The following is a 21,913-nucleotide window of genomic DNA, read 5'->3' on the forward strand; positions in this document are numbered from 1 at the left end:
GACAGGCTCCGGTGGGGCGTAATTCAGCTGTTGATGCCCAGCGATTCGAGCATCGGCCGGAATTTGGCCCACGTCTCGGCGAGTTCGGCCTCGGGAACTGAGCCTTCAACGATTCCGCATCCCGCATACAGCCGGACGCTGGTGGGGCTTTCGATGATGGCACCGCGCAGGGCAATTCCCCATTCGCCGTTGCCCGCGGCATCGAGCCAACCTACCGGCCCCGCGTACGGGCCGCGGTCCATGTGTTCCAGTTCGCGGATCAGTTCACCTGCCACCAGCGTGGGTGTTCCACACACTGCGGCTGTGGGATGGAGGGCGTTAATCAGTGCCAGGCACGTGGGGACATGCCCTTCGACGTCGGCCAGTTCGGCCTTGACGTCTGAGGCCAGATGCCACACGTTGGGCAGTTCCAGAATGAACGGTTCGCTGTGCGCGTTCATCGCCTCAGAGAAAGGGGCAAGCTGTGTGGTCAGTGATTGGATCGCAATCTCATGCTCGTGGCGTTGTTTCTCCGACCCTGCCAAGACGCGTTCCGCGTACTCCATGGGTGAGCCGTCGATCCCTTCAGCGTCGCGCCGATCCAACGTTCCGGCCAGGACGCGTGCTTGTGCGGTCCGGCCCTCCACCTGGATGAGCATTTCCGGAGTAGCACCCACGAGGCCGTCCACACCGTACGTCCAACATTCGCGGTATCGGCTGGCTAATTGCTGCAGGACCTTGGCGGCTTTGACACCGTGAGGCAGGGTTGCCACGACGTCGCGCGCCAGCACCAGCTTTTCCAGCTTGCCAGTGCGAATCTGCGCCACACCGTCAGCGACCGCCTGCTTCCAGTCCGCTTCGCTGAGCGAACCGCTCGCCAAGGTGGCGGTTCCGTCCGCAGTTACAGGTGACAGGTCCTCGAATGGTGACGCGTCGTCGTCCTGGTCAATGCGAAGCCAGCCAGCCAAAGCGGCGAGGGCTCCCGCCTCGGTGAGTTCGACGTCGTCGAGGGTCAGTTGCGTGAGCCAGGACTTCCCGTCCCGGATCCCGACCACGATTTCAGGAAGGACAAGGCCCGATTCGAACGCTGACGTCTTGGAGAAGGCAAAGGAGCCGAAGGCCACCGGGCCGGTGCCGGGCAGTTCCACGGCATCAGTGACGTCGGCCTCGATCACGAGGTGGCGCCACCAGATATCGGCCTCAAGGAAACGGTCAGGACCGGAGGCTGTGAACCGCGCCAGCTCACCGAATCCCACCAGTCCGTTCTCCCGCCTGGACCAGCACAGGACGTCGTCCCGGACCAGAAACGACGGCAGCCCCCCGGAGGATGAATCAACATCGAGGGGGACTGTCAAAGTGCGGAGCGTGCTCGTCATGATGGAACTACACTACTCCCGGGTTCAGGAAGAACTTGACCCTTCTTCTACAGCGCAGCAAAGTCCGCTGAATGTCTGAGACAATTGCAGGGTGAACCGAGCATCCTTGGAAAAGCGTCCGGACGAAGTTGCGACGATGTTTGATGATGTCGCCCCAAAATACGATGTCGTCAATGATGTCCTGTCCATGGGGCAGACACGGCGTTGGCGCCGCATCGTTGTGGACGCCATGGATGTCAAGGTGGGCCAAAAGGTCCTGGACCTTGCTGCCGGAACGGGCACGTCCAGCGAACCCTATGCGGACGCCGGCGTAGACGTAGTGGCGTGTGACTTTTCCCTCGGAATGCTCAAGGTGGGTAAACGCCGCCGGCCGGACATCGACTTCATCGCCGGGGACGCGACGAACCTGCCGTTCGCTGACAACAGTTTCGATGCCTCCACCATCTCCTTCGGTTTGCGCAATGTCGTGGAACCCCGCAAGGCCCTGGAAGAGATGCTGCGCGTCACCAAGCCCGGCGGCCGGCTGGTCATCGCCGAGTTCTCCCATCCCGTGGTTCCGCTCTGGCGCAACCTGTACACCGAATACCTGATGCGTGCGCTGCCGGCCATCGCAACCAAAGTGTCCTCCAACCCGGACGCCTACGTGTACCTGGCCGAATCCATTCGCGCCTGGCCGGACCAGGACAACCTTGCCCAATGGCTCAGTGACGCCGGCTGGACGGACATTACGTACCGCAACCTCAGTGGTGGAATCGTTGCCGTGCACCGGGCGCAGAAGCCTGCCGAGCATCGTGAAAGCGTTCCGGTGGCCAAACTGCGCCGCCACATCAAGCCGCGCCACCAGGCCGGATGACTTTTTTCGCCTGCTGATTTAGGACGACGTGAAAGTACTGATTGTTGGGGCCGGGCCAGCCGGGTCCACCGCTGCGTATTACCTTGCGACGGCCGGCATAGATGTCACCGTGCTGGAGAAGACCGCTTTTCCCCGTGAAAAGGTCTGCGGAGACGGCCTCACGCCGCGCGCGGTCCGCGAGATCCAAAAGCTCGGGCTGCCCCACGCTGCGGAGGAGGGGTGGCGCCGGAACAAGGGCCTGCGCCTGATTGCCGGCGGCCGCACCATCGAACTGCCGTGGCCGGAAGTCGCCGACTTTCCCACGTATGGCCTGATCCGCACCCGTCTCGGTTTCGACGAGTCACTGGCCCGCCACGCCCAGGCCGCGGGCGCCGTCGTGCTTGAACACCACAGCGTGACCACGGCCTTGCAGGATGAAGACGGCAGGGTGATCGGTGCCCGTGCCGCAATCCTCGATGAGTCCGGACGTAAGACGGGGCAAACGCGGGACTTCCATGCCGACGTCGTACTCGCCGCAGACGGAAACTCAACCCGGACCGCAGTGTCGCTCGGGATGCAAAAACGCGACGACCGCCCGCTGGGCGTGGCCGTCCGCACCTACTTCACCTCGCCCCGGCATGACGACGACTGGATGGAAGGGTGGCTTGAGCTTCCTGGAAAGTCCGGGAAACCGCTGCCCGGTTACGGCTGGGTGTTCGGGGTGGGCGATGGCACGTCCAATGTGGGACTCGGCATCCTGAACTCCTCCAAGGAATTCGGCAAGCTCGACTACAAACAGGTCCTCCGCGAATGGACCGCCGGAATGCCCCCTGAATGGGGCTTCACGCCCGCGAACCAAGTGGGGGAGATCCGCGGCGCTGCGCTGCCCATGGGCTTCAACCGCACGCCGCATTACTCGCCCGGGCTGCTGCTGTTGGGCGATGCCGGCGGCATGGTGTCACCGTTCAATGGCGAGGGCATCTCCTACGCGATGGAATCGGCCCGGTTCGCGGCAGAGTTCATCATTGACGCTTCCTCCCGTTCGGTGTCGGCCGGCTGGACCACGCACGACGCCGATGCGCACCTTGCGCGGTACGCGGACTATGTGCGGGACCAGTGGGGATCGCACTTCACGTTGGGCCGGCTCTTCGCCTCACTCATTGGTAAGCCCGCGGTGATGAAGCTTGCGCTGCGCACGGGCATGCCCATTCCTGTGTTGATGCGCTTTGTGGTGCGCATGCTCGCCAACCTCACGGACCCTTCCGCAAAGGGCTTCGAAGACCGGGTCATCAGGGTTCTTGAGCTACTGGTGCCGCCCACCTCCAATACCTCTTCAGCCCGCTCTTTTCAGGCAGCCGGCTCCGACACCGCGGTTTCCGCAACAACTAGTTAGGGTTAAGCCGTGACGAATTCTGCCGAACACAGCTGGACGCATGCCGGGCACGGCCTGCCCGAGTCCAATGAGCCTTCCCTCAACACCACTGCGATTGCCACGGGCCTCCAGCTACCCGCGGGTTTTGCCGCCATCGCCGGGGATGCCGAGCTCGGTCCGGCTATCACCACCAACCTTGCACGGGTGGAAAAGAAGCTCCGCGAAGCCATCTCCAACTCCGACCCCCTGGCTGATGCAACGTCGCGTCACCTGGTGGAAGCTGGCGGCAAACGCATCCGTCCACTGCTGACCTTGCTCTGCGCACACCTCGGCGATGCCTCGCGTCCCGAGGTAGTCCAGGCCGCGGTCGTGGTTGAACTGACCCATCTGGCCACGCTGTACCACGACGACGTGATGGATTCCGCGCCGTTCCGTCGCGGCGCTCCCACTGCCCATGAAGTGTGGGGCAACTCGGTGGCCATCCTCACCGGAGACCTCATCTTTGCCCGCGCCTCCATTCTGGTATCCGAGCTCGGATCCCGCGCGCTCGGCATCCAGGCCCGGACCTTCGAGCGGCTGTGCCTGGGCCAACTGCATGAAACCGTGGGTCCTCGAGAAGACGAAGATCCCGTGGACCACTACCTGTCCGTCATCGCAGACAAGACTGGTTCGCTGGTCGCTGCCTCGGGACAGCTGGGTGCGATCTTCGCCGGGGCCGATCCTGACTTCGAAGACCTGCTGGTGGAGTACGGGGAAAAGGTAGGCGTGGCCTTCCAACTCGCCGACGACGTCATCGACGTCACCGGTGTGAAGGTCAAGTCCGGTAAATCCCCGGGCACCGACCTTCGCGAGGGAGTGCCAACCTTGCCTGTGCTGCTGCTGCGTCGCGACGCCGCCGCTGGAGATGCCTCGGCAACTGCGCTCTTGGGACTGATCGATGGCGACCTGTCCTCCGATGAGGCCCTGGCCGAAGCTGTGGCCGGTTTACGCGAGCACCCAGTCACCCAGGAGTCCTGGAAGATCGCCCGCCAGTGGTCCGCCGAGGCCGTCGCCGCTTTGGCGCCGTTGCCGGAGGGCGTTGTCAAAGCGTCGTTGACCAACTTTGCGCACGCAGTGGTGGACCGCAGCAGCTAGTCCCCTTTTTCACGCGGATTTCCCGCAAACTTTGACGTGGCAGGCGTCCGGACCCACCCATGGGCCGGGCGCCTGTTTTTCTGTCTGCAAGGATCCTGGGTCCTTTGGGCTGGACCTATCTTTTCGTGGCGCTTCTTTTGATGGCGCTTCTTTGATGGCGCTTAAACGGAATGGCCCCGGGTCGCTGCAACGTTACGAGTCATACGCTGCACCGAACCGGGACCACAATCTCCGTTCGCATCAGAACCACCGGAGGCATTTAGTGGATCCGTGAAAAGCTTATGACAGTCCTGTCACATATGCAACTCAGTGGGTCAACAATTCTTTCGCTGCCGCAGGGGGTTTACTGAAAACGCAAATCCCCGGCCACCAACTTTGAATTTCGAGTGCCAAGGACACGCCGCGCCAAGGGTGTGTCGCAGCCAGGTTGGCCTTCAAAGTTGGTGGTGGAAGTACACGGCGGTTGTCCACATACGACGATTCTCGTCCCCGTCTGGCTGCTCAGGACCCAAGCCTTGGCATATGGACATCACACAATTCCTGCGTACTCGGCACGGCGCTGCCACCATGGACTCGCTGCGAAGGGCGGGATTCACTCGTCGGACCGTGGCAGCCGCGTTGGAGGCAGGTTCAATTCTTAGGCTGCATCGCGGCGTCTACGTAGTTGAAGGCGCAGCGCCCGACGTCGTTGCTGCTTTTAGGGCGGACGGCTTGATCACATGCCTTTCCGCGGCACGCTTTTACGGACTGTGGACCTTGCACGGGGACGAAGATCTGCACCTCAGCTGCAGCGCCGGCAAGAAGCGGCGGCACGTGATCCATCATGGAGCATGCCTACACCCGCGCCACCCATACATGCCCGTCGCCGGGGTGGCCGATGTCTTGCTGCACGCCCTCAGGTGCCTTCCGGAGCTGGAATCGCTCGTGATGGTGCAGAGCGCAATCAGCCGGGCACTCCTGTCGACGGAATTCCTGAAGTCGAAGCTGCCCGGCAACAGGAATGGCAGGATCCGAAAAACCATGGACTTGGTCCTGCCCCGGGCCGACTCCCTCTTGGAAGTGCTGGCCCACGCCCACTTTGCAAGGGCGGGCTTGCGAGTGCGCATGCACGTGCCATTGGCCGGGGTGGGGGAGGTGGACTGCTTGGTCAACGAATGCCTGGTGGTTGAACTCGACGGCGGCACGCACCTTGAGGGGAAACAGGTCAAGAAGGACCAGTACAGGAATAACGCGGGCCTACGCGGCGGCCTGCTGACCCTCCGGTACTACTACGCCGACGTCGTTCATCATCCTGAGCGGATGGTTGCCGAGGTCCTCGCAGTTCTTCGCAACAGGGAGGGTGGACGCTACGCGCCGGCGAGATACGCGCCCGGGTGGGTTCCGCCGTCGTAAATCCCTTGCTTCCGTACCGCCACCACCAACTTTGGCCATAAACTGCTGGCGACACGCACCCTGAACCGCGTGTCGGGGCCGGGTCAAAATCAAAGTGGGTGGTGGCCGTACAAGGGCCCCCAGCAAAACAGCCCCCGGCAACCCGGTAAAGGGCGCGCAGGGGCTGCTGAAAAAGTGAAACTTAGTCTTCGTCGTTGAACGCCCACTCGAACATATCGAACACGAATTCCGAGAACGTTCCTTCTTCGCTCTTCCACTGGCCACGGGCGTTGTTACGGCGCCAAACGATGGGGTCCGGGATGCTGAGATCGGCGGTGCGGAAGCCCCAGGTGAATTGCTCGTCCTCGTCCTCGAGGAACATCAGGAAGCCTTCGTCGTCCACCTCAAGCTCTTCGGGGTCCCAGAAGTAGTGGTAAGCCTCCATGAGATCCTCGCAGCCACCCAAGGCCTGGTAAAACTCGCGCAAAACCAGGGGGATGGTGAAGGAGTGTTCGGCGAGGGCGTCATCGAGTTCGTCCGGCGTCAGGCCGTCTTCTTCCTGCCATTCATCCTCGAGATACTTTGGGACCAGCGCGCGGAACTTCTCGAGGAACATGTCAGTCATGCTCTTATCCTAGCTAATCCCGGGCACCCGAAATTGCGCTGGGACCGCTGCCGGTGCGGTGCCATCCGCGGACAGCCAACGGCACATACCAACTGCGTCGCCAAGCCGTGACGCGGAAAGCGAAGACGACGGCGGCCACGGCGCAAGCGGTCACTCCGCTGAAGAGGCCCAGATGCCACAACAACGTGGTCAGGCCGGCCCCCACAAAGGCAGGCAACGCGTAGATGTCCCGGTTGTTGAACAAGGTAGGAATCTCGTTGGCCGTGATGTCGCGCAGCATGCCGCCACCCACCGCCGTGGTCACGCCGAGCAGGATCGCGGCGACAGGATTCATGCCGGCGGTTAGCGCCTTGAGCGTCCCGGTGATGCAGAACAGGGCCAACCCGCCGGCGTCGAACAGGGTCAAAAGGGACGTAAACCGCTGGACGGAGGAGAAAAGGAAGTACACCAGCATCGCGGCCAAAAGGGGCGGGGCCAGGTACGCAGGGTTGGTGAAGGCAATTGGCGGCCCGGCATTGAGAATGATGTCCCGGATGACGCCGCCGCCCAGCGACACGAGGGATGCCAACAGCACCGAGCCCACGATGTCGAATTGTTTGCGGGCGGCAAGGAGGGAACCGGACACCGCAAAGAAGAAGACGCCGACCAAGTCGAGCCACAGAAGGACAATGTCAATGGGAATCAACTGAACGGGTTCTTTCTGGGTGCGGCTCTGAACAGATGCTTGCTCAACGTTACGCTAGCTCCCATGAACAGCCCCGTTTTGATCGCCTGCGCCCACGGAACCCGGAACGCCGCCGGCCAAGCCGCCATCCGTCAGGTGATGGCAGAGATTGAGGCCGCGCGTCCCGGTTTGAAGGTCCTGGAGGCCTACGTGGACGTGCAGGAACCGGAGCTTTCCGCCGTGGTCGCGGCCCTGCCCGAGGGGACAGCCGCCGTCGTCGTGCCGCTTCTGCTGTCCACCGGATTCCACGTCAAAGTGGACGTCCCCAAGGCGATTGCCGGCCGCCCGGAAGTCGTGGCCGCCAGGCCGTTGGGTCCGGACCCGCGCTTGGCCGAGCTGCTCGCCAGCCACCTGCGTGCTGCCGGCTTGGGGGAGAACGACGGCGTGCTGCTGGCTGCCGCCGGATCGTCACTTCCCGACGGCTCGGTGGACTCGGAGGAGCAAGGACGGCTCCTGGCCAAGCTGCTGCCCAACAAGGTCCGCGTCGCCTATGGTGCCAGTGCCCAGCCAACAGTGCCCGACGGCGTCGCCGCCTTGCGTGCCGAACTCGCCGCCGACGGCACACCAGGCAGGGTCTTCATCGCCTCCTACCTCCTGGCAACAGGCTATTTCCACGATCAGTTGGCCAAGGCCGGCGCCGACGTCGTGACTGCTCCGCTGCTGCCCTCACTGGTGTTATCGGAGATCGCGCTGGAACGGTTTGACGGCGTGGTCACTTCGTAAATGCAAGGCCTCGGGCGCGTTCATGACGAAATGTTTCCCTAGGTGACTTAGCGTTTCCGGACCTTTGCTGACGAAATCTGGCCGGACCTACAGTCGATGCATGACAGATACAGCTGTAGCCGGTGCGTCGGCGGACACCGCAGTCCCGTCCCGCCCGGCGCGCACCCGTCCCGCCGCCAAGCCCCACGGCCAGTGGAAGGTTGATGGCACCACGCCCCTCAATGCCAACGAAACGTGGAAACAGGACGATAACGGGCTGAACGTCCGTGAACGCATTGAATCTGTCTACTCCAAAGAGGGTTTCGACTCCATTGAAGGCACGGATCTGCACGGGCGCTTCCGGTGGTGGGGCCTTTACACGCAACGCAAGCCCGGGATCGACGGCGGCAAGACCGCAACGCTTGAACCGCACGAGCTCGAAGACAAGTACTTCATGCTGCGTGTGCGCATTGACGGCGGCGCGCTGACCACTGAGCAGCTTCGTGTCATCGGCCAAATTTCCGTGGACTTTGCCCGCGGCTCTGCAGACCTGACTGACCGCCAAAACATCCAGTTGCACTGGATCCGCGTTGAGGATGTGCCGGAGATCTGGCGCCGCCTGGAATCGATCGGCCTGTCCACCACCGAGGCTTGCGGCGATGTTCCCCGCGTCATCCTGGGGTCGCCGGTTGCCGGGATCGCCAAGGACGAGATCATCGATCCGACGCCGATCATCAACGAACTCGCCGAGCGCTTCATCGGCGATCCTGAGCTGGCAAACCTGCCTCGCAAGTACAAGACGGCCATCACCGGGCACCCGTCCCAGGACGTGGTCCATGAGATCAACGACTTCGCCTTGGTGGGCGTCATCCACCCTGAGCTGGGTGCCGGTTATGACCTCTGGGTTGGCGGTGGCCTCTCCACCAACCCGCGCCTGGCGGAACGGCTCGGCGTGTTCGTCTCAGCCGACGTCGCCGCTGAAGTGTGGCTCGGTGTCACCAGCATCTTCCGCGACTACGGCTACCGCCGCATGCGCACCAAAGCACGCCTGAAGTTCCTCATGAACGACTGGGGTCCGGCCAAGTTCCGCCAGATCCTTGAAGACGAATACCTCGGTTTCAAGCTTCCTGATGGCCCGGCCGCTCCCAAGCCGACATCTCCCGGTGACCACATCGGCGTCCATGAGCAGAAGGACGGCAAGTTCTTCATCGGCGTGACGCCCACCGTGGGACGGACGTCCGGCGAGGCCTTGGTCACGCTGGCCGATACCTTGGAAAAGCACGGTTCCTACCGCCTGCGCACTACTCCTCACCAGAAGCTCGTCATCCTTGACGTGGCCAAAGAGCAGGTGGAACCGCTTGTCGCCGAGCTGGACACCTTGGGCCTCTCGGCCCGACCCTCCGTGTTCCGCCGCGGCACCATCGCGTGCACCGGCATCGAGTTCTGCAAGCTGGCCATCGTGGAAACCAAGGTCACCGCGGCAACTGCCATTGCTGAACTGGAACGCCGGCTGGCCGATCTCGTGGAGACCAAGCAACTGCCCCAGGCACTGTCTCTCCACATCAACGGTTGCCCGAACTCCTGCGCTCGTATCCAGACCGCCGACATCGGCCTCAAGGGCATGATGCTGCCGACGCCCGACGGCGACCCCACCCCGGGTTTCCAAGTCCACCTCGGTGGCGGGCTGGCCAACAACGAGCGCGAGGAAGCCGGCCTGGGACGTACCGTCCGCGGCCTCAAGGTCACAGTGGAAAACCTGCCCGACTATGTGGAGCGCGTTGTCCGTAAGTTCGTGGCCGACGGCGCCGAGGGCCAGACCTTCGCAGAGTGGGCACTCGCCGCAGATGAAGGAGACCTTCAGTGACCCATTCCCGGGCCGTCGCCCCGACTCCGGCACCCCGGTCCGCACTGCGTTCACACGAAGAGCTCAAGGCCTTGGCCGAAGCCGGCGCCGCAGAGCTCGGCTGGAACGCCCCGGCGAGGGACGTCATCGCGTGGGTAGCCCGTAACTTCGAGCTGCCCGCGGTGACCGTCGCCTGCTCCATGGCCGACGCCGTCCTGCCCGCCTTGGTCGCGGACCAGCTTCCCGGCGTCGACGTCTTGTTTCTGGACACGGGCTACCACTTCAAGGAAACGTACGAGACCCGCAACGAAGTTGCGGCGAATCTGCGCGTCAACGTAGTGGACGTCCTTCCCGAGACCACGGTTGAACAGCAGGACCGCCTGCTGGGCAAGGACTTGTTCGCCCGCGATGCCGCCCAGTGCTGCGCGCTCCGGAAGGTGCAGCCGCTCCGCCGGTCGCTTTCCGGCTACGAGGCCTGGTTCACCGGTGTCCGCCGCGATGAAGCCCCCACCCGCACCAACACTCCGGTGGTTACCTGGGACGAGGGCTTCGGCCTGGTCAAAGTGAACCCCATGGTCGACTGGACGTTTGACCACTTGGTGGAGTACTCCGAGGACAACATCCTTCCCGTCAACCCCCTCCTGAGCCAGGGCTACCCGTCCATCGGCTGCCAGCCCTGCACCCGCAAAGTGGCCCCGGGCGAAGATCCCCGCGCAGGCCGATGGGCAGGATCCGACAAGACAGAATGCGGACTACACACATGAGCACCCAAACAACCAATGCGCCCACTCCCGGGGCGGTAGCTGCTGCTGCGGCTCTGCAGTCGACCCGCCTGAGCAGCCTGGACACGCTCGAGTCCGAGGCCATTCACATCATCCGCGAAGTCGTCGCCGAGTTCGAGAAGCCCGCGCTGCTGTTCTCCGGCGGCAAGGACTCCGTGGTCATGCTGCACCTGGCCACCAAGGCATTCTGGCCGGGCAAGGTGCCTTTCCCTGTTCTGCATGTGGACACTGGCCACAATTTCCCTGAAGTTATCGACTTCCGTGACCGCACGGTTGAGCGCCTCGGCCTGAAACTGGTGGTCGGCTCGGTGCAGGAGTTCATCGACCGCGGCGAGTTGGCCGAGCGGGCCGATGGCACCCGCAACCCGCTGCAGACAGTTCCGTTGCTGGACGCGATCCAGCGGAACAAGTTCGACGCCGTGTTCGGTGGTGGTCGTCGGGATGAGGACAAGGCCCGCGCCAAGGAGCGCATCCTGAGCCTCCGCGACGAGTTCGGCCAGTGGGATCCGCGCAATCAGCGGCCCGAGCTGTGGAATCTGTACAACGGCCGCCACACCGTGGGCCAGCACGTCCGGGCGTTCCCCATCAGCAACTGGACCGAGCTGGACATCTGGCGGTACATCGAACGCGAGAACATCGAGCTCCCCGGTTTGTACTACGCGCACGAGCGTGACGTTTTCGCCCGTGATGGCATGTGGCGCGCAGTGGGCGAAGTTTCCCAGCCGCGCCCGGACGAGGAAGTCATCACCAAACTGGTGCGCTACCGCACGGTCGGTGACATGTCCTGCACCGGTGCCGTCGCGTCCGACGCCCGCACCGTGGCCGACGTCGTTGTTGAAGTCGCTGCCTCCACCCTGACCGAACGTGGCGCCACCCGAGCAGATGACCGCATCTCCGAGGCCGCCATGGAAGACCGCAAGAAGGACGGCTACTTCTAAATGAGCACCGAAACTTTGGCTTCCGGGCTGGAAACAGCCCTGCCCACCACCCTTTTCCGCTTCGCCACCGCCGGATCGGTCGACGACGGCAAGTCCACCTTGGTGGGCCGGCTCCTTCACGATTCCAAGGCGATCCTTGCCGACACGCTCGACGCCGTTGCCCGCACCTCCGCGGACCGCGGTTTCGGCGGCGAGAACGCCACCGGAACAAGGGCGATCGACCTTGCCCTCCTCACCGACGGCCTCCGCGCCGAGCGCGAGCAGGGCATCACGATCGACGTCGCCTACCGCTACTTCGCCACGGACCGCCGCAGCTTCATCCTGGCGGACTGCCCCGGCCACGTTCAGTACACCAAGAACACGGTGACGGGCGCGTCCACCGCGGATGCCGTCGTCGTGCTCATTGACGCCCGCAAGGGTGTGCTTGAGCAGACCCGCCGGCACCTTTCCGTGCTGCAGTTGCTCCGCGTTGCCCACGTGATTGTGGCCGTGAACAAGATCGACCTGGTGGACTTCAGCGAGCAGGTGTACCGCGACATCGAAGCAGATGTTCAGAAGGTGGCCCGCGAACTTGGCTTGGGCCGTGAACAGTCAAACGCGAGCGGTGTGACGGATCTATTTGTGGTGCCCGTTTCGGCGCTGGACGGCGACAACGTGGTGGATCGCTCCGAGCGCACCCCTTGGTACAGCGGCCCAGCGTTGCTGGAGGTCCTCGAAACCCTTCCTGCAGCCGACGAGCTCGAGGCCGACCTGGAGAGCTTCCGCTTCCCGGTGCAGCTGGTGATCCGTCCCCAAGGTGCCTTGGCTCCTGACGCCGTCGCAGCCGGGCTCGACGTCGAGGCGTACCGCGACTACCGTGCCTACGCAGGCCAGATCACTGAGGGCTCGGTCAAGCTCGGAGACGAAGTTACCGTCCTGACCCCGGGCCACGAACCGCGCACGACGTCGGTGATCGGCATCGATTTCGCCGGCCGCTCCCTCCAGGAAGCTGCTGCTCCGCAGTCCGTCGCCATCCGCTTGGCCGACGAGATCGACGTCGCCCGTGGTGACACGATTGCCGCCGCAGGCACTGTCCGAGAAAGCACCGCGGACCTGTACGCCTCGCTCTGCTGGCTCTCGCCCAAGCCGCTGCGCGAAGGCCAGAAAGTTTTGGTGAAGCACGGCACCCGTACCGTGCAGGCGTTGGTCCGTGCAGTGAGCGGCAAGCTGGATTTGGCCACCTTCAACGTGGAACCCGCGTCCAGCTTGGAGCTCAACGACATCGGCCACGCCCAGCTGCGACTCTCTGCTGCGCTGCCCTTGGAGAACTACCTGCATCACCGCCGTACGGGGGCGTTCCTGGTGATCGACCCGTTGGACGGCAACACGTTGGCCGCAGGCCTGGTGAAGGACCACCCCGGGGACCACGAAGACGAACGTTACGTCATCTAGGGTCCGTACGTAGCGCACATGCCACAGAACACCACCCTCAGCACTCTCCTGTCAGCCGGGAACGACCTGGTCCTGGACGGTGCCTTGGCCACCGAGCTCGAAGCCCACGGCTGCGATCTGGAGGACGCGCTGTGGTCCGCGAAGGTCCTCCTGGAACAGCCCGATCTCATCAAACAGGTCCATCGGGACTATTTCGACGCCGGTGCTTCCGTTGCGATTACAGCCAGTTACCAGGCCACGCCGCAGGGTTTTGCACGGCGCGGGCTCACCGAGGCAGAGGCCCTGGATTTGGTGGCGTTAAGTGTACGGCTGGCCGTTCAAGCACGGCAGGAGTACCTCGCCGTTCACCAAACCCGGCGTCGGTTGCTGGTGGCCGGTTCCGTAGGCCCCTATGGCGCCTATCTGGCCGATGGTTCTGAGTACCGCGGCGACTACACCCTCTCGCCTGCCGAGTTCCGCGACTTCCACCGCCCACGCATTGCCGCGCTGGTAGGGGCTGGTGCCGATTTCCTGGCTTGCGAGACGCTTCCCTCGTTTGCCGAAACGGAGGCGTTGCTGTCCCTCGTGGCGGAGTTCGACGTCGAATCCTGGTTCACGTTTACGCTGCGGGATGGTGGCCACATCAGTGATGGAACCCCGTTGGCGGAGGTGGCCGCGCTGCTGCGCGCGGAACCGCGCGTGGCCGCCGTCGGGGTTAACTGCGTGCCCCTGGAGCTCGTGACGCCGGCTTTGGGCACCTTGCAGGAAGCCACCGATGCGCCCCTGGTGGCGTACCCGAACTCGGGGGAGACCTACGACGCCGTGACCAAGACGTGGGGCCCCTCAGCTGGTGTCCAAGGCAACGGAACGTTGGCAGGCAACTCCGCCGACTGGCTGGACCGTGGTGCCCGGCTCATCGGGGGTTGCTGCCGCACCACACCGCGCGACATTGCGGCCCTCGCCGCCACTATGACCTCAGGTGACCGTGCGTGAACGCAGATGGAACCCCCCGGAAGCGATTATGACGCCAGGTGACCCTGCGTGAACCTTGGTTTCTGCGGGATTGAAGCGGAAATATGACAGTCCCTACTGTGAAGGCATGACTTCTCCGGACTGGTCCTTGCTTGCCCTCGACGGGCGATGTCGCGAGGCCTGAACCCCGCCCCCAGCATTCTCCATCTTCCTTAGGAGCCTCAATGTCGAACACCCCCGATCCCCAGAAACCCGGGTCAGGTACCACCCGCATCGTCGCCGGTGAGACCGCACCCAAGGCCAAGCGCCGCCGCACCATCGAAATCGCGATCGCACTGGGCGTTGTGCTGCTGATCGGTGCAGGCGCCGCAGTTGCCTCCGCCGTTTCCCAGAACAACCAAGCCGCCCCGAGCGCGGCCACTTCACCGGCTGCCGAACTCCGGCTCGGCTACTTCAGCAACGTCACCCATGCTCCGGCCTTGGTTGGCATCAGCAAGGGCATCATCGCCAAGGACCTCGGCAGCACCAAGCTCACCACGCAGGTCTTCAACGCAGGCCCAGCCGCTGTGGAAGCGTTGAACGCCGGCGCTATCGACGCGACCTACATCGGCCCTAACCCGGCCATCAACTCCTTCGTCAAGAGCAACGGCCAGTCCATCAGCATCATCGCCGGCGCAGCTTCAGGCGGAGCCCAACTGGTGGTCAAGCCCGGGATCAACTCGGCCGCCGACCTCAAGGGGAAGGTCCTGGCATCGCCGCAACTCGGTGGCACCCAGGACGTGGCCCTCCGCGCTTGGCTCGGCCACCAGGGCTACAAAACCAACCCGGACGGCAGCGGCGATGTGACCATCAACCCCACCGACAACGCGCAGACGCTGAAGTTGTTCCAAGACGGAAAGCTCGACGGCGCGTGGCTGCCGGAACCATGGGCCTCCCGCCTGGTCCTCGAAGCCGGGGCGAAGGTCCTGGTGGACGAGAAGGATCTGTGGGACAAGGGCGAATTCACCACCACCATCCTGATCGTGAACAAGAAGTTCGCCGCTGAACACCCCGAGACTGTGAAAGCACTCCTGAAGGGCCACGTTGAGTCCGTGAACTGGCTGAACACCGCTTCGGCCAGCGAGAAAGCCAGCACTATCAACGCAGTCCTCAAGGACACAGCGGGTAAGCCGCTCGCGGCCAACGTGATTGACCGGGCCTTGAAGAACATCACGTTCACCACGGACCCCCTCGCCGCAACGTACAAGAAATTGCTGCAGGACGGCGTGGACACGGGCACTACCAAAGCCGCTGACATCAACGGAATTTTCGATCTCCGCGCCTTGAACGAAGTACAGGGCAAAAAGACCTCCGCTGCGGGACTCGGCCAAGACTAAGCACCACGCTCCACCAATCACCACGAAGGACGGGACCATGCCAGTCGTACTCGAGAACCTGGGCAAGCGCTTCGGCGACGGCGCCCCGGTGCTGGACGACGTCAACGCCACCATCGAGCAGGGCGAGTTCGTGGCCCTGCTCGGTGCGTCCGGCTGCGGCAAGTCCACCCTGCTGAACATCATGGCGGGACTGGAACGGCCGACGTCGGGCGCCCTTGAGGTGCCCAGCGACGGCGCGGCTTTCATGTTCCAGGACGCGTCCTTGTTCCCGTGGTTGACCGCCCGCGGCAACATCGAACTGGCGTTGCAACTAGCGGACAAGTCCAGCACCAAAGCGAGCCGGCGGCTGCGGGCAACCGAACTGCTGGAACTGGTGCACCTCGGTGGCGCCGGAGAGAAGCGGCCCCATGAACTCTCCGGAGGCATGCGGCAGCGCGTTGCCCTGGCGCGCTCCTTGGCCCAGGACAGGCAGTTGTTGCTGATGGACGAGCCGTTTGCGGCGCTCGACGCGATCACCCGCGACCTCCTGCACGACGAGCTGGAGCGCATCTGGAAGGAAACCGGACGGACCATCGTGTTCGTGACACACAACGTGCGTGAAGCCGTCCGGTTGGGCCAACGGGTGTTACTTCTGTCCTCCCGACCGGGCCGGGTGGTGGCCGAATGGAACGTCACCGAAGAGCACCGCACGGATGCCGGTCGTGCGGGGGAGCTCACCGGGACCATTACCCGCCGCCTTCGCGAGGAGATCCGCCGCCATGCCAAGTAAGACCACAACCACCGACGAGCGGACCGTCCCCGTGACCGAACCCACTGAGCGCATCACCTCCCCGTCCTTGAAGGGCAATACGTCCGAGTTACGCGATCTTGAAGCGGGCCTGGACAACCTGCAATCAGACGCGGGCCGTAAGCACGGGATCGAGTGGAAGCGCATTCTGCTTCCCGTCGCTGCCCTGGTGGTGCTCATCCTTGTGTGGCAGTTCTACGTTTCACTGGGCTTGAAGCGACGCGATCAGGTTCCCGGTCCCCTCGATGTGCTCAGCCAATTGTCGGCGCTGTGGGGCGAGGGGAAAGTCCAGGAAACAGTGTGGACCTCCCTGCAGCGCGGCCTGATCGGATTCCTCATCTCCGTGGTGGTTGCGACGCCGGTAGGGCTTTTGCTGGCCCAGGTGGCACCGCTTCGACGGGCCTTTGGTCCGTTGATCTCAGGGTTGCAGGTCCTTCCGTCCGTTGCGTGGGTTCCTGCAGCGATCATCTGGTTCGGCCTGACCGACGCCACGGTGTACTTCGTGGTGCTCATGGGCGCCATCCCGTCCATCATCAACGGCCTGATCTCCGGCGTCGACCAAATCCCGCCGCAATACCGGAGCGTCGGCAAAGTCTTGGGCGCCAACCGGTTCCAGATGGCCCTTCAGATCGTTCTTCCCGCAGCATTACCCGGCTACATTGGCGGCCTGAAGCAGGGGTGGGCCTTCTCATGGCGCTCACTGATGGCCGCGGAGATCATCGCGGTGGGCGGTACCATCGGCTTTGGCTTGGGGTCGCTCCTTGACCAAGGACGTTCGCTATCCGATATGGGGGTGGTCATGGCCGCTATCTTGCTGATCCTCGCCGTGGGAATCCTGATCGAACTCATCGTCTTCGGGCCGATAGAGAAACGCCTCCTGCAGCGCCGCGGACTTTTGGCCGGCAGCAGCCGCTAGTTCTGAGGAATTCTGCGGACGCGCAATGAGTTGTCCCCAGCATGCACAAGAAACGGATAGGCTTCCTCTCCTTCGGACACTGGGCCCGGGTCCCCGGCTCGTTGGTACCCACGGCGGGTGAGGCCCTCAAACAGGGCATCGAGCTAGCCGTGGCTGCTGAGGAACTGGGCATCGACGGGGCGTTCTTCCGCGTGCATCACTTCGCACGGCAGCAGGCGTCACCGTTTCCGCTCCTGAGCGCGATCGCAGCAAGAACCCGCCGGATCGAGATCGGCACCGGCGTGATCGACATGCGCTACGAGAACCCGCTTTACATGGCGGAGGAAGCAGCGGCCACGGACCTCATCAGTGACGGACGCCTCCAGCTCGGGGTGAGCCGTGGTTCACCCGAGCCGGCACTCAACGGTGCAAGCAACTTCGGCTACGTCCCGGCCGACGGCGAGGCTGCAGGTGACATGGCCCGCCGCCACACCACGTTGTTCCGGAAGGCCATTGCCGGCCATGGCGTCGCCCCGGCCGATCCGCACTACGCGGGCGGTGCAACCGGTTTGTTGCCGATCCAGCCGCAATCGCCCGGACTGTCACAGCGGATCTGGTGGGGTGCAGGGACACGCAAGACGGCGGTCTGGGCAGCAGAGCAGGGGATGAACCTCATGAGTTCCACCCTTCTCACGGAGGACACGGGCATTCCCTTCGATGAGCTGCAGGCCGAGCAGATCCACATGTTCCGTGAGGCGTGGGCCGCGGCGGGGCATGACTTCGAGCCCAGGGTTTCGGTCAGCCGCAGCGTAATCCCGATTGTGGACGAGATCGACAACCACTACTTCGGTCTCCGGGCCCAGGCGGATAGCCAGGACCAGGTGGGGATTCTCGACGGCGCGTTGTCCCGTTTCGGGAAGAGCTACATCGGCGAACCCGAAACCCTGGCGGAGGAGTTCGCCCGGGACGCCGCGGTTCAGGCAGCGGATACCGTGCTCCTGACCATTCCCAACCAGCTTGGCGTGGATTACAACGCCAAGCTGCTGAGCAACGTGGCCAAGCACATCGCACCAGCCATCGGTTGGAAGGCCGGACACCCGGTCGGCTAGAACCTGCCGTCCGGGTTGCCCGGCCTTTGCCGTCAGCGGTTGCTTCTGTTTATGAGGCCGACGCTGCTTCGGCTTTCTTGCCGAGGGCCTGGGCGGCTTTCTGGATCTTGGCACCGTAACCGCCGTTCAGCGCGGTGTCCTTGATTTTGTTGGCCTGGGCATCCAAGTCAGCCGGTGCGGCGGCCTTGAGGGTGTTCAGGTCAGCTTGCAGGTTGGCCGGGAGCTTGGCGAAAAGCTTCGGGTGGCTGATCACCTGATCGGCGACCTTCTGGAGTCCCGCGCCGGGGTTGGCCGACGTGAACGCTGAGCGCAGCTCCTGCCGCAGGCCCGCACCTTCGGTCTTGCCTTCGGTCTTGGTCTTCTGTGCAGTTTCGGCCCGCGTCTGAATCTCTGTACCGTATCCGCCGGACAGGGCGGTGGTCTTGATCTTGTAGGCGGCGGCTACACGATCCGCGGGGGCGGCGTCCTTGAGTGCCTTCAGGTCAGCCTGCAAGGCTGCGGGGAGCTTAGCGAATACCTGCTGGTGGTTCACCAGTGCTGTTGCTGCCTTGGCAGCACGGTCACCGGCCGCCTGAGGGCTATTCGCCGTGATTTCCAGGAAAGCACCGAGGCCGTGCAGGCCTGCGTGGGTGCGTGCCTTGGCTCCTGTGGACGGGGCGGCCGTCGATGTCGCCGACGGGGACGGGGACGTGGATGTTGCTGAGGCGGCACTGACGCCCACGCTGGCGATGGCGCCGGCGGCCAAAACGGCTGCTGCTCCTACGCCGAGGCGGGTCTTCAATGAGAGGTTTGTCGGCATTTCTACCTGTTTCCTTCCGCTTTCGAGTCTTGCAGGCCGGGCTTGGTATCCGGCCTGCAGCCACTTTACGAGCCGAGGCTGGATGCTAACTGAAAGAACCCACCTGCCGAACGTTACGAGGCGGCCGTCACCAGCCCTGCGCCAACACCCTTACTGCCAACACCCTCCGCGCCCTTGGTCCCCGAAACGTGGTCAGCGAACACCCGGTATCCGCGGTCATGATCAAAGCCGTGGATTTCCCGCGTGTCCAAAGCCGCCATGAACTCCAAGGTCTGCCGTGTGATGACCTGGCCCGGGACAAGGATAGGGAAGCCCGGCGGGTAGGGAGTGACAAAACCTGCGGAGACCACCTCCTGCCCGGCGGCGACCGCAGCCGCTACTTCCTCAGCTGAGAAGTAGCGCGTGGAATCCGGCTTATAGCTTTCGAAGTAGGCGGCCCGAATGTCCCCGTCCTCGCAGGCGTCGGCTGTGCGGAAGCGCTCAGCGAAGGTGCTGAAGTCCGGCAAAGGTGGCGTCCGTCCCACCCCGACCGACCCTCGGCCGGTGGGGTGTGTTGAGCCGGGGCGTACGGTGCCTTGAGAGTCCTCGAAGCCCTCCGCAAGCTTGACCAGCACCTCGATCAGGTAGGCCACGGAACTGCGCGATGTGCCGATGTTGGTCATGAACAGCACGGTGTTCCGGGACGTCTTATTCACCTGGATCCCGTGATCGTCCATCAGATAGCTGTGGCGGAACGTGTCGCCGTCGATCCCTGTCCTGCTGATGTCCAGCGTGAGGCGGCTGGGGTCAATGACGAATTCGTCGCGCTGCCATGCGTCCTGGAGCTCGGCCAGGCCTTCCCGCAACGGCATGGTTGAGCTGGTCTCCCGGTACTGGTCCTCAATGAGGTCCCGCGACGAGAGAACCCGGAAGTACTTCCGCAGCAGGGGATGGCGGGCCACAGCCTGCGCTACCGAGACGGCGAGGTCGGACTGTTTCTGGACCAGGCCGTAACCTTCCAGCTCCACCTGGCGCCGTCCGATGTCCAGGGACGCCAGGATTTGGTAGTTCGGCGACGTGGACGTGTGGGTCATATACGCCTCGCGGAAAGACTCACTGTTGGACGAGGCGAAGTCCTGGTCGAACACGTGGATCATGGAGCCTTGGCGCAGCGAGGTCAACGTCTTGTGGGTCGACTGGGTGGCATACACCCGGATCCGGGCGACGGCGGGGTCAGGCACCAGCCGCTCCCGGATCCATGCCTCGTCGTCAACGGGTTCGCCGGTGACCGGATCATGCAGTGCCTTGGCCTGTGCTGCGTGCCGGGCGGCGTAGGCGGGATCAGCGAACGACGCCGTCAGGCTCGCGGCCGCCGCCATGGCCGTACGACGGCGGTACACCGGATGGGAGCGCGCGAAGGCAAACCACGCCTCGTCCCAGAGAAAAACGAGGTCCGGTTTGATGGCGAGGCATTCCTCCATGACCCGTTCGGCGTCGTAAACCACTCCGTCGAAGGTGCAGTTGGTCAGCGTGACCATCTTGACCTCGTGAAGGCGCCCGGCACGCCGGTACTCCAACAATCGCCGCTTCAGGCTTGCCACCGGGACAGCACCGTAAAAGGCGTACTTGTCCAAAGGGTATGCATCCAGGTACGAGACACGGGCGCCGGCAAGCACGAAAGCGTAGTGGTGGGATTTGTGGCAGTTGCGGTCCACCAGCACCACATCGCCGGGGGCAAGCATTGATTGGTGGACGATCTTGTTGGCCGTGGACGTTCCGTTGGTGACGAAGTAGGTCCGCTGGGCACCAAACGCCCGGGCTGCGAGATCCTGTGCACGCTTGATGGATCCGTGGGGGTCAAGCAAGGAGTCCAGCCCCCCGGAGGTCGCAGACGTTTCGGCCAGCAAGAGATTCGTCCCATAGAAGTCGGCCATGTCCCGGATCCAAGGGGAGTTACCAACGGACGCGCCGCGGGAAATCGGGAGCGCGTGGAAGACGCTTGCGGGCCTGCGGCTGTATTCCTGCAGGGCGGTGAAGAACGGTGTCTCGTATCGCTCTGCAACGCCGGACAGGAGGGAAAGGTGCAGGTCCAAGTGGTCCTGCCTGCGGAAAATCCGCCGGAACCCCTTGGTCAAGGAACCTGCCAAGGACTCGATCGACACACCCGCAACCAAGTAGACATCCAGTTCCGGTCGGATTCCCGAGACAGCCTCTGCCAAACCAAGAATGCGCCGCAGTGGCCGGGCCGACTCCAAGCCCTGGTCCGAGTGCGGGGCCAGGAATTTACGGAGGTCCCGGCCCAAAGGCTGTGTGCTGCGGTATGAAAAGCCCGGGCGCAGAATGACAGCCTGGATATCCGGGTTGAGGAGGACGGCAACCAAAGCATCCTCGTAGCTGGGCACCACGTTGATGGCGTACGTGAAGGCGTCCGAAGGCCGGGCTTGTGCGGCCATATCCGCTTTGAGCGATTCGGCCTCGAAGTGATCCAGGGTGTCCACCACCAGCACCTCGAAGCGGGGACGCTCCGGGCCGCCGGCACCGGCCACGCCATCATCGTCCAAAGGCTCGACGACGACGCCGGTGCCGGACTCGGTTGCGGCCGCGAGGGGAAGGTTGGACAAACCCGACAGGAGGTCGAGCGCGGAGCGGGGATCGCCGTCGTCGACGAAGTGGCGCAACTGTGCCACTACCGCTACCCCCGGCTGCGCCCAATACGGTTCCACGGCCTCCAGAAGGGCGAAGGCCCGGCCGATCTGCGAGCCGAGGTCCGGGTCCGACGAATCGCTGTGACGGCCCGACGCCGATTGCTTGATGGCGTATCCCAGGAACTCCCAGGCGTCGGCGCGGGAACGCCAGGCCCGGCTGGGCGTGCCAATGGTGGGGGACGGGGAGTGGTTGCTCATGTGTA

At 63.8% G+C, this 21,913-nt stretch carries 19 protein-coding genes; 14 read left to right on the forward strand and 5 right to left on the reverse strand.

What is annotated here, in order from left to right; translation table 11 throughout:
* Window positions 1-23: 23 nt before the first annotated feature.
* Window positions 24-1,355, reverse strand: a complete 1,332-nt coding sequence (locus SB659_RS14750) for an isochorismate synthase MenF (RefSeq protein ID WP_410550890.1) — start codon at window positions 1,353-1,355, stop codon at window positions 24-26.
* A 91-nt stretch (window positions 1,356-1,446) separates the two neighbouring features.
* Here SB659_RS14750 and SB659_RS14755 point away from each other — a divergent pair, with 91 nt between their 5' ends.
* The 4 genes from SB659_RS14755 (at window position 1,447) to SB659_RS14770 (ending at window position 6,085) form a co-directional block, all read left to right on the forward strand.
* On the forward strand, window positions 1,447-2,208 hold the full coding sequence (locus SB659_RS14755) for a demethylmenaquinone methyltransferase (protein ID WP_284975459.1): 762 nt from the start codon (window positions 1,447-1,449) through the stop codon (window positions 2,206-2,208).
* 28 nt (window positions 2,209-2,236) lie between these two features.
* Window positions 2,237-3,580: a geranylgeranyl reductase family protein gene (locus SB659_RS14760; RefSeq protein WP_410550891.1), complete on the forward strand. Its 1,344-nt coding sequence runs from the start codon at window positions 2,237-2,239 to the stop codon at window positions 3,578-3,580.
* Window positions 3,581-3,589: 9 nt separating this feature from the next.
* The gene (locus tag SB659_RS14765; RefSeq protein ID WP_284975457.1) at window positions 3,590-4,693 is read left to right on the forward strand and encodes a polyprenyl synthetase family protein; all 1,104 of its coding nucleotides are present in this window, start codon (window positions 3,590-3,592) and stop codon (window positions 4,691-4,693) included.
* Between the two features lie 522 nt (window positions 4,694-5,215).
* Entirely contained in the window at window positions 5,216-6,085 is an 870-nt protein-coding gene (locus tag SB659_RS14770) for a type IV toxin-antitoxin system AbiEi family antitoxin domain-containing protein (protein ID WP_410550892.1), read from the forward strand.
* 181 nt (window positions 6,086-6,266) lie between these two features.
* Here the strand turns inward: SB659_RS14770 and SB659_RS14775 are convergent, their stop codons facing one another.
* Window positions 6,267-6,689 carry a hypothetical protein gene (locus SB659_RS14775; protein WP_284975455.1) on the reverse strand — a complete coding sequence of 141 codons (423 nt, stop codon included), beginning with the start codon at window positions 6,687-6,689 and terminating at the stop codon, window positions 6,267-6,269.
* 13 nt (window positions 6,690-6,702) lie between these two features.
* Window positions 6,703-7,374, reverse strand: a complete 672-nt coding sequence (locus SB659_RS14780; RefSeq protein WP_284975454.1) for a trimeric intracellular cation channel family protein — start codon at window positions 7,372-7,374, stop codon at window positions 6,703-6,705.
* Between SB659_RS14780 and SB659_RS14785 the strand changes: the two genes are divergently transcribed.
* The 10 genes from SB659_RS14785 to SB659_RS14830 all read left to right on the forward strand — a co-directional run bounded on the left by SB659_RS14785 (window position 7,375) and on the right by SB659_RS14830 (window position 18,227).
* Window positions 7,375-8,136, forward strand: a complete 762-nt coding sequence (locus tag SB659_RS14785; protein ID WP_410550922.1) for a sirohydrochlorin chelatase — start codon at window positions 7,375-7,377, stop codon at window positions 8,134-8,136. It begins immediately after the preceding gene.
* Between the two features lie 100 nt (window positions 8,137-8,236).
* Complete coding sequence (locus SB659_RS14790; RefSeq protein ID WP_284975453.1) at window positions 8,237-9,979, forward strand: nitrite/sulfite reductase; 1,743 nt, start codon at window positions 8,237-8,239, stop codon at window positions 9,977-9,979.
* Entirely contained in the window at window positions 9,976-10,722 is a 747-nt protein-coding gene (locus tag SB659_RS14795) for a phosphoadenylyl-sulfate reductase (RefSeq protein WP_410550893.1), read from the forward strand. Before SB659_RS14790 ends, SB659_RS14795 begins: the two co-directional genes overlap by 4 nt.
* The gene (cysD, locus tag SB659_RS14800) at window positions 10,719-11,678 is read left to right on the forward strand and encodes a sulfate adenylyltransferase subunit CysD (RefSeq protein ID WP_410550894.1); all 960 of its coding nucleotides are present in this window, start codon (window positions 10,719-10,721) and stop codon (window positions 11,676-11,678) included. Before SB659_RS14795 ends, cysD begins: the two co-directional genes overlap by 4 nt.
* Entirely contained in the window at window positions 11,679-13,109 is a 1,431-nt protein-coding gene (locus SB659_RS14805; RefSeq protein WP_410550895.1) for a sulfate adenylyltransferase subunit 1, read from the forward strand.
* An 18-nt stretch (window positions 13,110-13,127) separates the two neighbouring features.
* Window positions 13,128-14,081 carry a homocysteine S-methyltransferase gene (gene mmuM / locus SB659_RS14810; protein WP_410550896.1) on the forward strand — a complete coding sequence of 318 codons (954 nt, stop codon included), beginning with the start codon at window positions 13,128-13,130 and terminating at the stop codon, window positions 14,079-14,081.
* Between the two features lie 203 nt (window positions 14,082-14,284).
* The gene (locus SB659_RS14815; protein ID WP_410550897.1) at window positions 14,285-15,436 is read left to right on the forward strand and encodes an ABC transporter substrate-binding protein; all 1,152 of its coding nucleotides are present in this window, start codon (window positions 14,285-14,287) and stop codon (window positions 15,434-15,436) included.
* A gap of 37 nt (window positions 15,437-15,473) precedes the next feature.
* Complete coding sequence (locus SB659_RS14820) at window positions 15,474-16,205, forward strand: ABC transporter ATP-binding protein (protein WP_284975447.1); 732 nt, start codon at window positions 15,474-15,476, stop codon at window positions 16,203-16,205.
* Window positions 16,195-17,139 (forward strand): ABC transporter permease, encoded by a 945-nt coding sequence (locus tag SB659_RS14825; RefSeq protein ID WP_284975446.1) that lies wholly within the window; start codon window positions 16,195-16,197, stop codon window positions 17,137-17,139. Before SB659_RS14820 ends, SB659_RS14825 begins: the two co-directional genes overlap by 11 nt.
* 41 nt (window positions 17,140-17,180) lie before the next feature.
* Entirely contained in the window at window positions 17,181-18,227 is a 1,047-nt protein-coding gene (locus tag SB659_RS14830; protein ID WP_410550898.1) for an LLM class flavin-dependent oxidoreductase, read from the forward strand.
* Between the two features lie 49 nt (window positions 18,228-18,276).
* Here the strand turns inward: SB659_RS14830 and SB659_RS14835 are convergent, their stop codons facing one another.
* Both SB659_RS14835 and SB659_RS14840 read right to left on the reverse strand, forming a co-directional pair.
* Complete coding sequence (locus SB659_RS14835) at window positions 18,277-19,026, reverse strand: hypothetical protein (protein WP_410550899.1); 750 nt, start codon at window positions 19,024-19,026, stop codon at window positions 18,277-18,279.
* A 113-nt stretch (window positions 19,027-19,139) separates the two neighbouring features.
* Entirely contained in the window at window positions 19,140-21,908 is a 2,769-nt protein-coding gene (locus SB659_RS14840; protein WP_410550900.1) for an aminotransferase class I/II-fold pyridoxal phosphate-dependent enzyme, read from the reverse strand.
* Window positions 21,909-21,913 lie beyond the last annotated feature (5 nt).

Origin of the sequence: Arthrobacter sp. SIMBA_036 (assembly GCF_046535135.1) — a bacterium.
In the GTDB taxonomy this organism is placed as follows: domain Bacteria; phylum Actinomycetota; class Actinomycetes; order Actinomycetales; family Micrococcaceae; genus Arthrobacter.

Excerpts from the sequence above, each read along its gene's own strand:
- SB659_RS14750 (WP_410550890.1), bottom strand. The coding sequence starts at position 1,355 with ATGACGAGCACGCTCCGCACTTTGACAGTCCCCCTCGATGTTGATTCA.
- SB659_RS14770 (WP_410550892.1), top strand. The coding sequence starts at position 5,216 with ATGGACATCACACAATTCCTGCGTACTCGGCACGGCGCTGCCACCATG.
- SB659_RS14775 (WP_284975455.1), bottom strand. The coding sequence starts at position 6,689 with ATGACTGACATGTTCCTCGAGAAGTTCCGCGCGCTGGTCCCAAAGTAT.
- SB659_RS14790 (WP_284975453.1), top strand. The coding sequence starts at position 8,237 with ATGACAGATACAGCTGTAGCCGGTGCGTCGGCGGACACCGCAGTCCCG.
- cysD (WP_410550894.1), top strand. The coding sequence starts at position 10,719 with ATGAGCACCCAAACAACCAATGCGCCCACTCCCGGGGCGGTAGCTGCT.
- SB659_RS14805 (WP_410550895.1), top strand. The coding sequence starts at position 11,679 with ATGAGCACCGAAACTTTGGCTTCCGGGCTGGAAACAGCCCTGCCCACC.
- mmuM (WP_410550896.1), top strand. The coding sequence starts at position 13,128 with ATGCCACAGAACACCACCCTCAGCACTCTCCTGTCAGCCGGGAACGAC.
- SB659_RS14815 (WP_410550897.1), top strand. The coding sequence starts at position 14,285 with ATGTCGAACACCCCCGATCCCCAGAAACCCGGGTCAGGTACCACCCGC.
- SB659_RS14820 (WP_284975447.1), top strand. The coding sequence starts at position 15,474 with ATGCCAGTCGTACTCGAGAACCTGGGCAAGCGCTTCGGCGACGGCGCC.
- SB659_RS14825 (WP_284975446.1), top strand. The coding sequence starts at position 16,195 with ATGCCAAGTAAGACCACAACCACCGACGAGCGGACCGTCCCCGTGACC.
- SB659_RS14830 (WP_410550898.1), top strand. The coding sequence starts at position 17,181 with ATGCACAAGAAACGGATAGGCTTCCTCTCCTTCGGACACTGGGCCCGG.
- SB659_RS14835 (WP_410550899.1), bottom strand. The coding sequence starts at position 19,026 with ATGCCGACAAACCTCTCATTGAAGACCCGCCTCGGCGTAGGAGCAGCA.
- SB659_RS14840 (WP_410550900.1), bottom strand. The coding sequence starts at position 21,908 with ATGAGCAACCACTCCCCGTCCCCCACCATTGGCACGCCCAGCCGGGCC.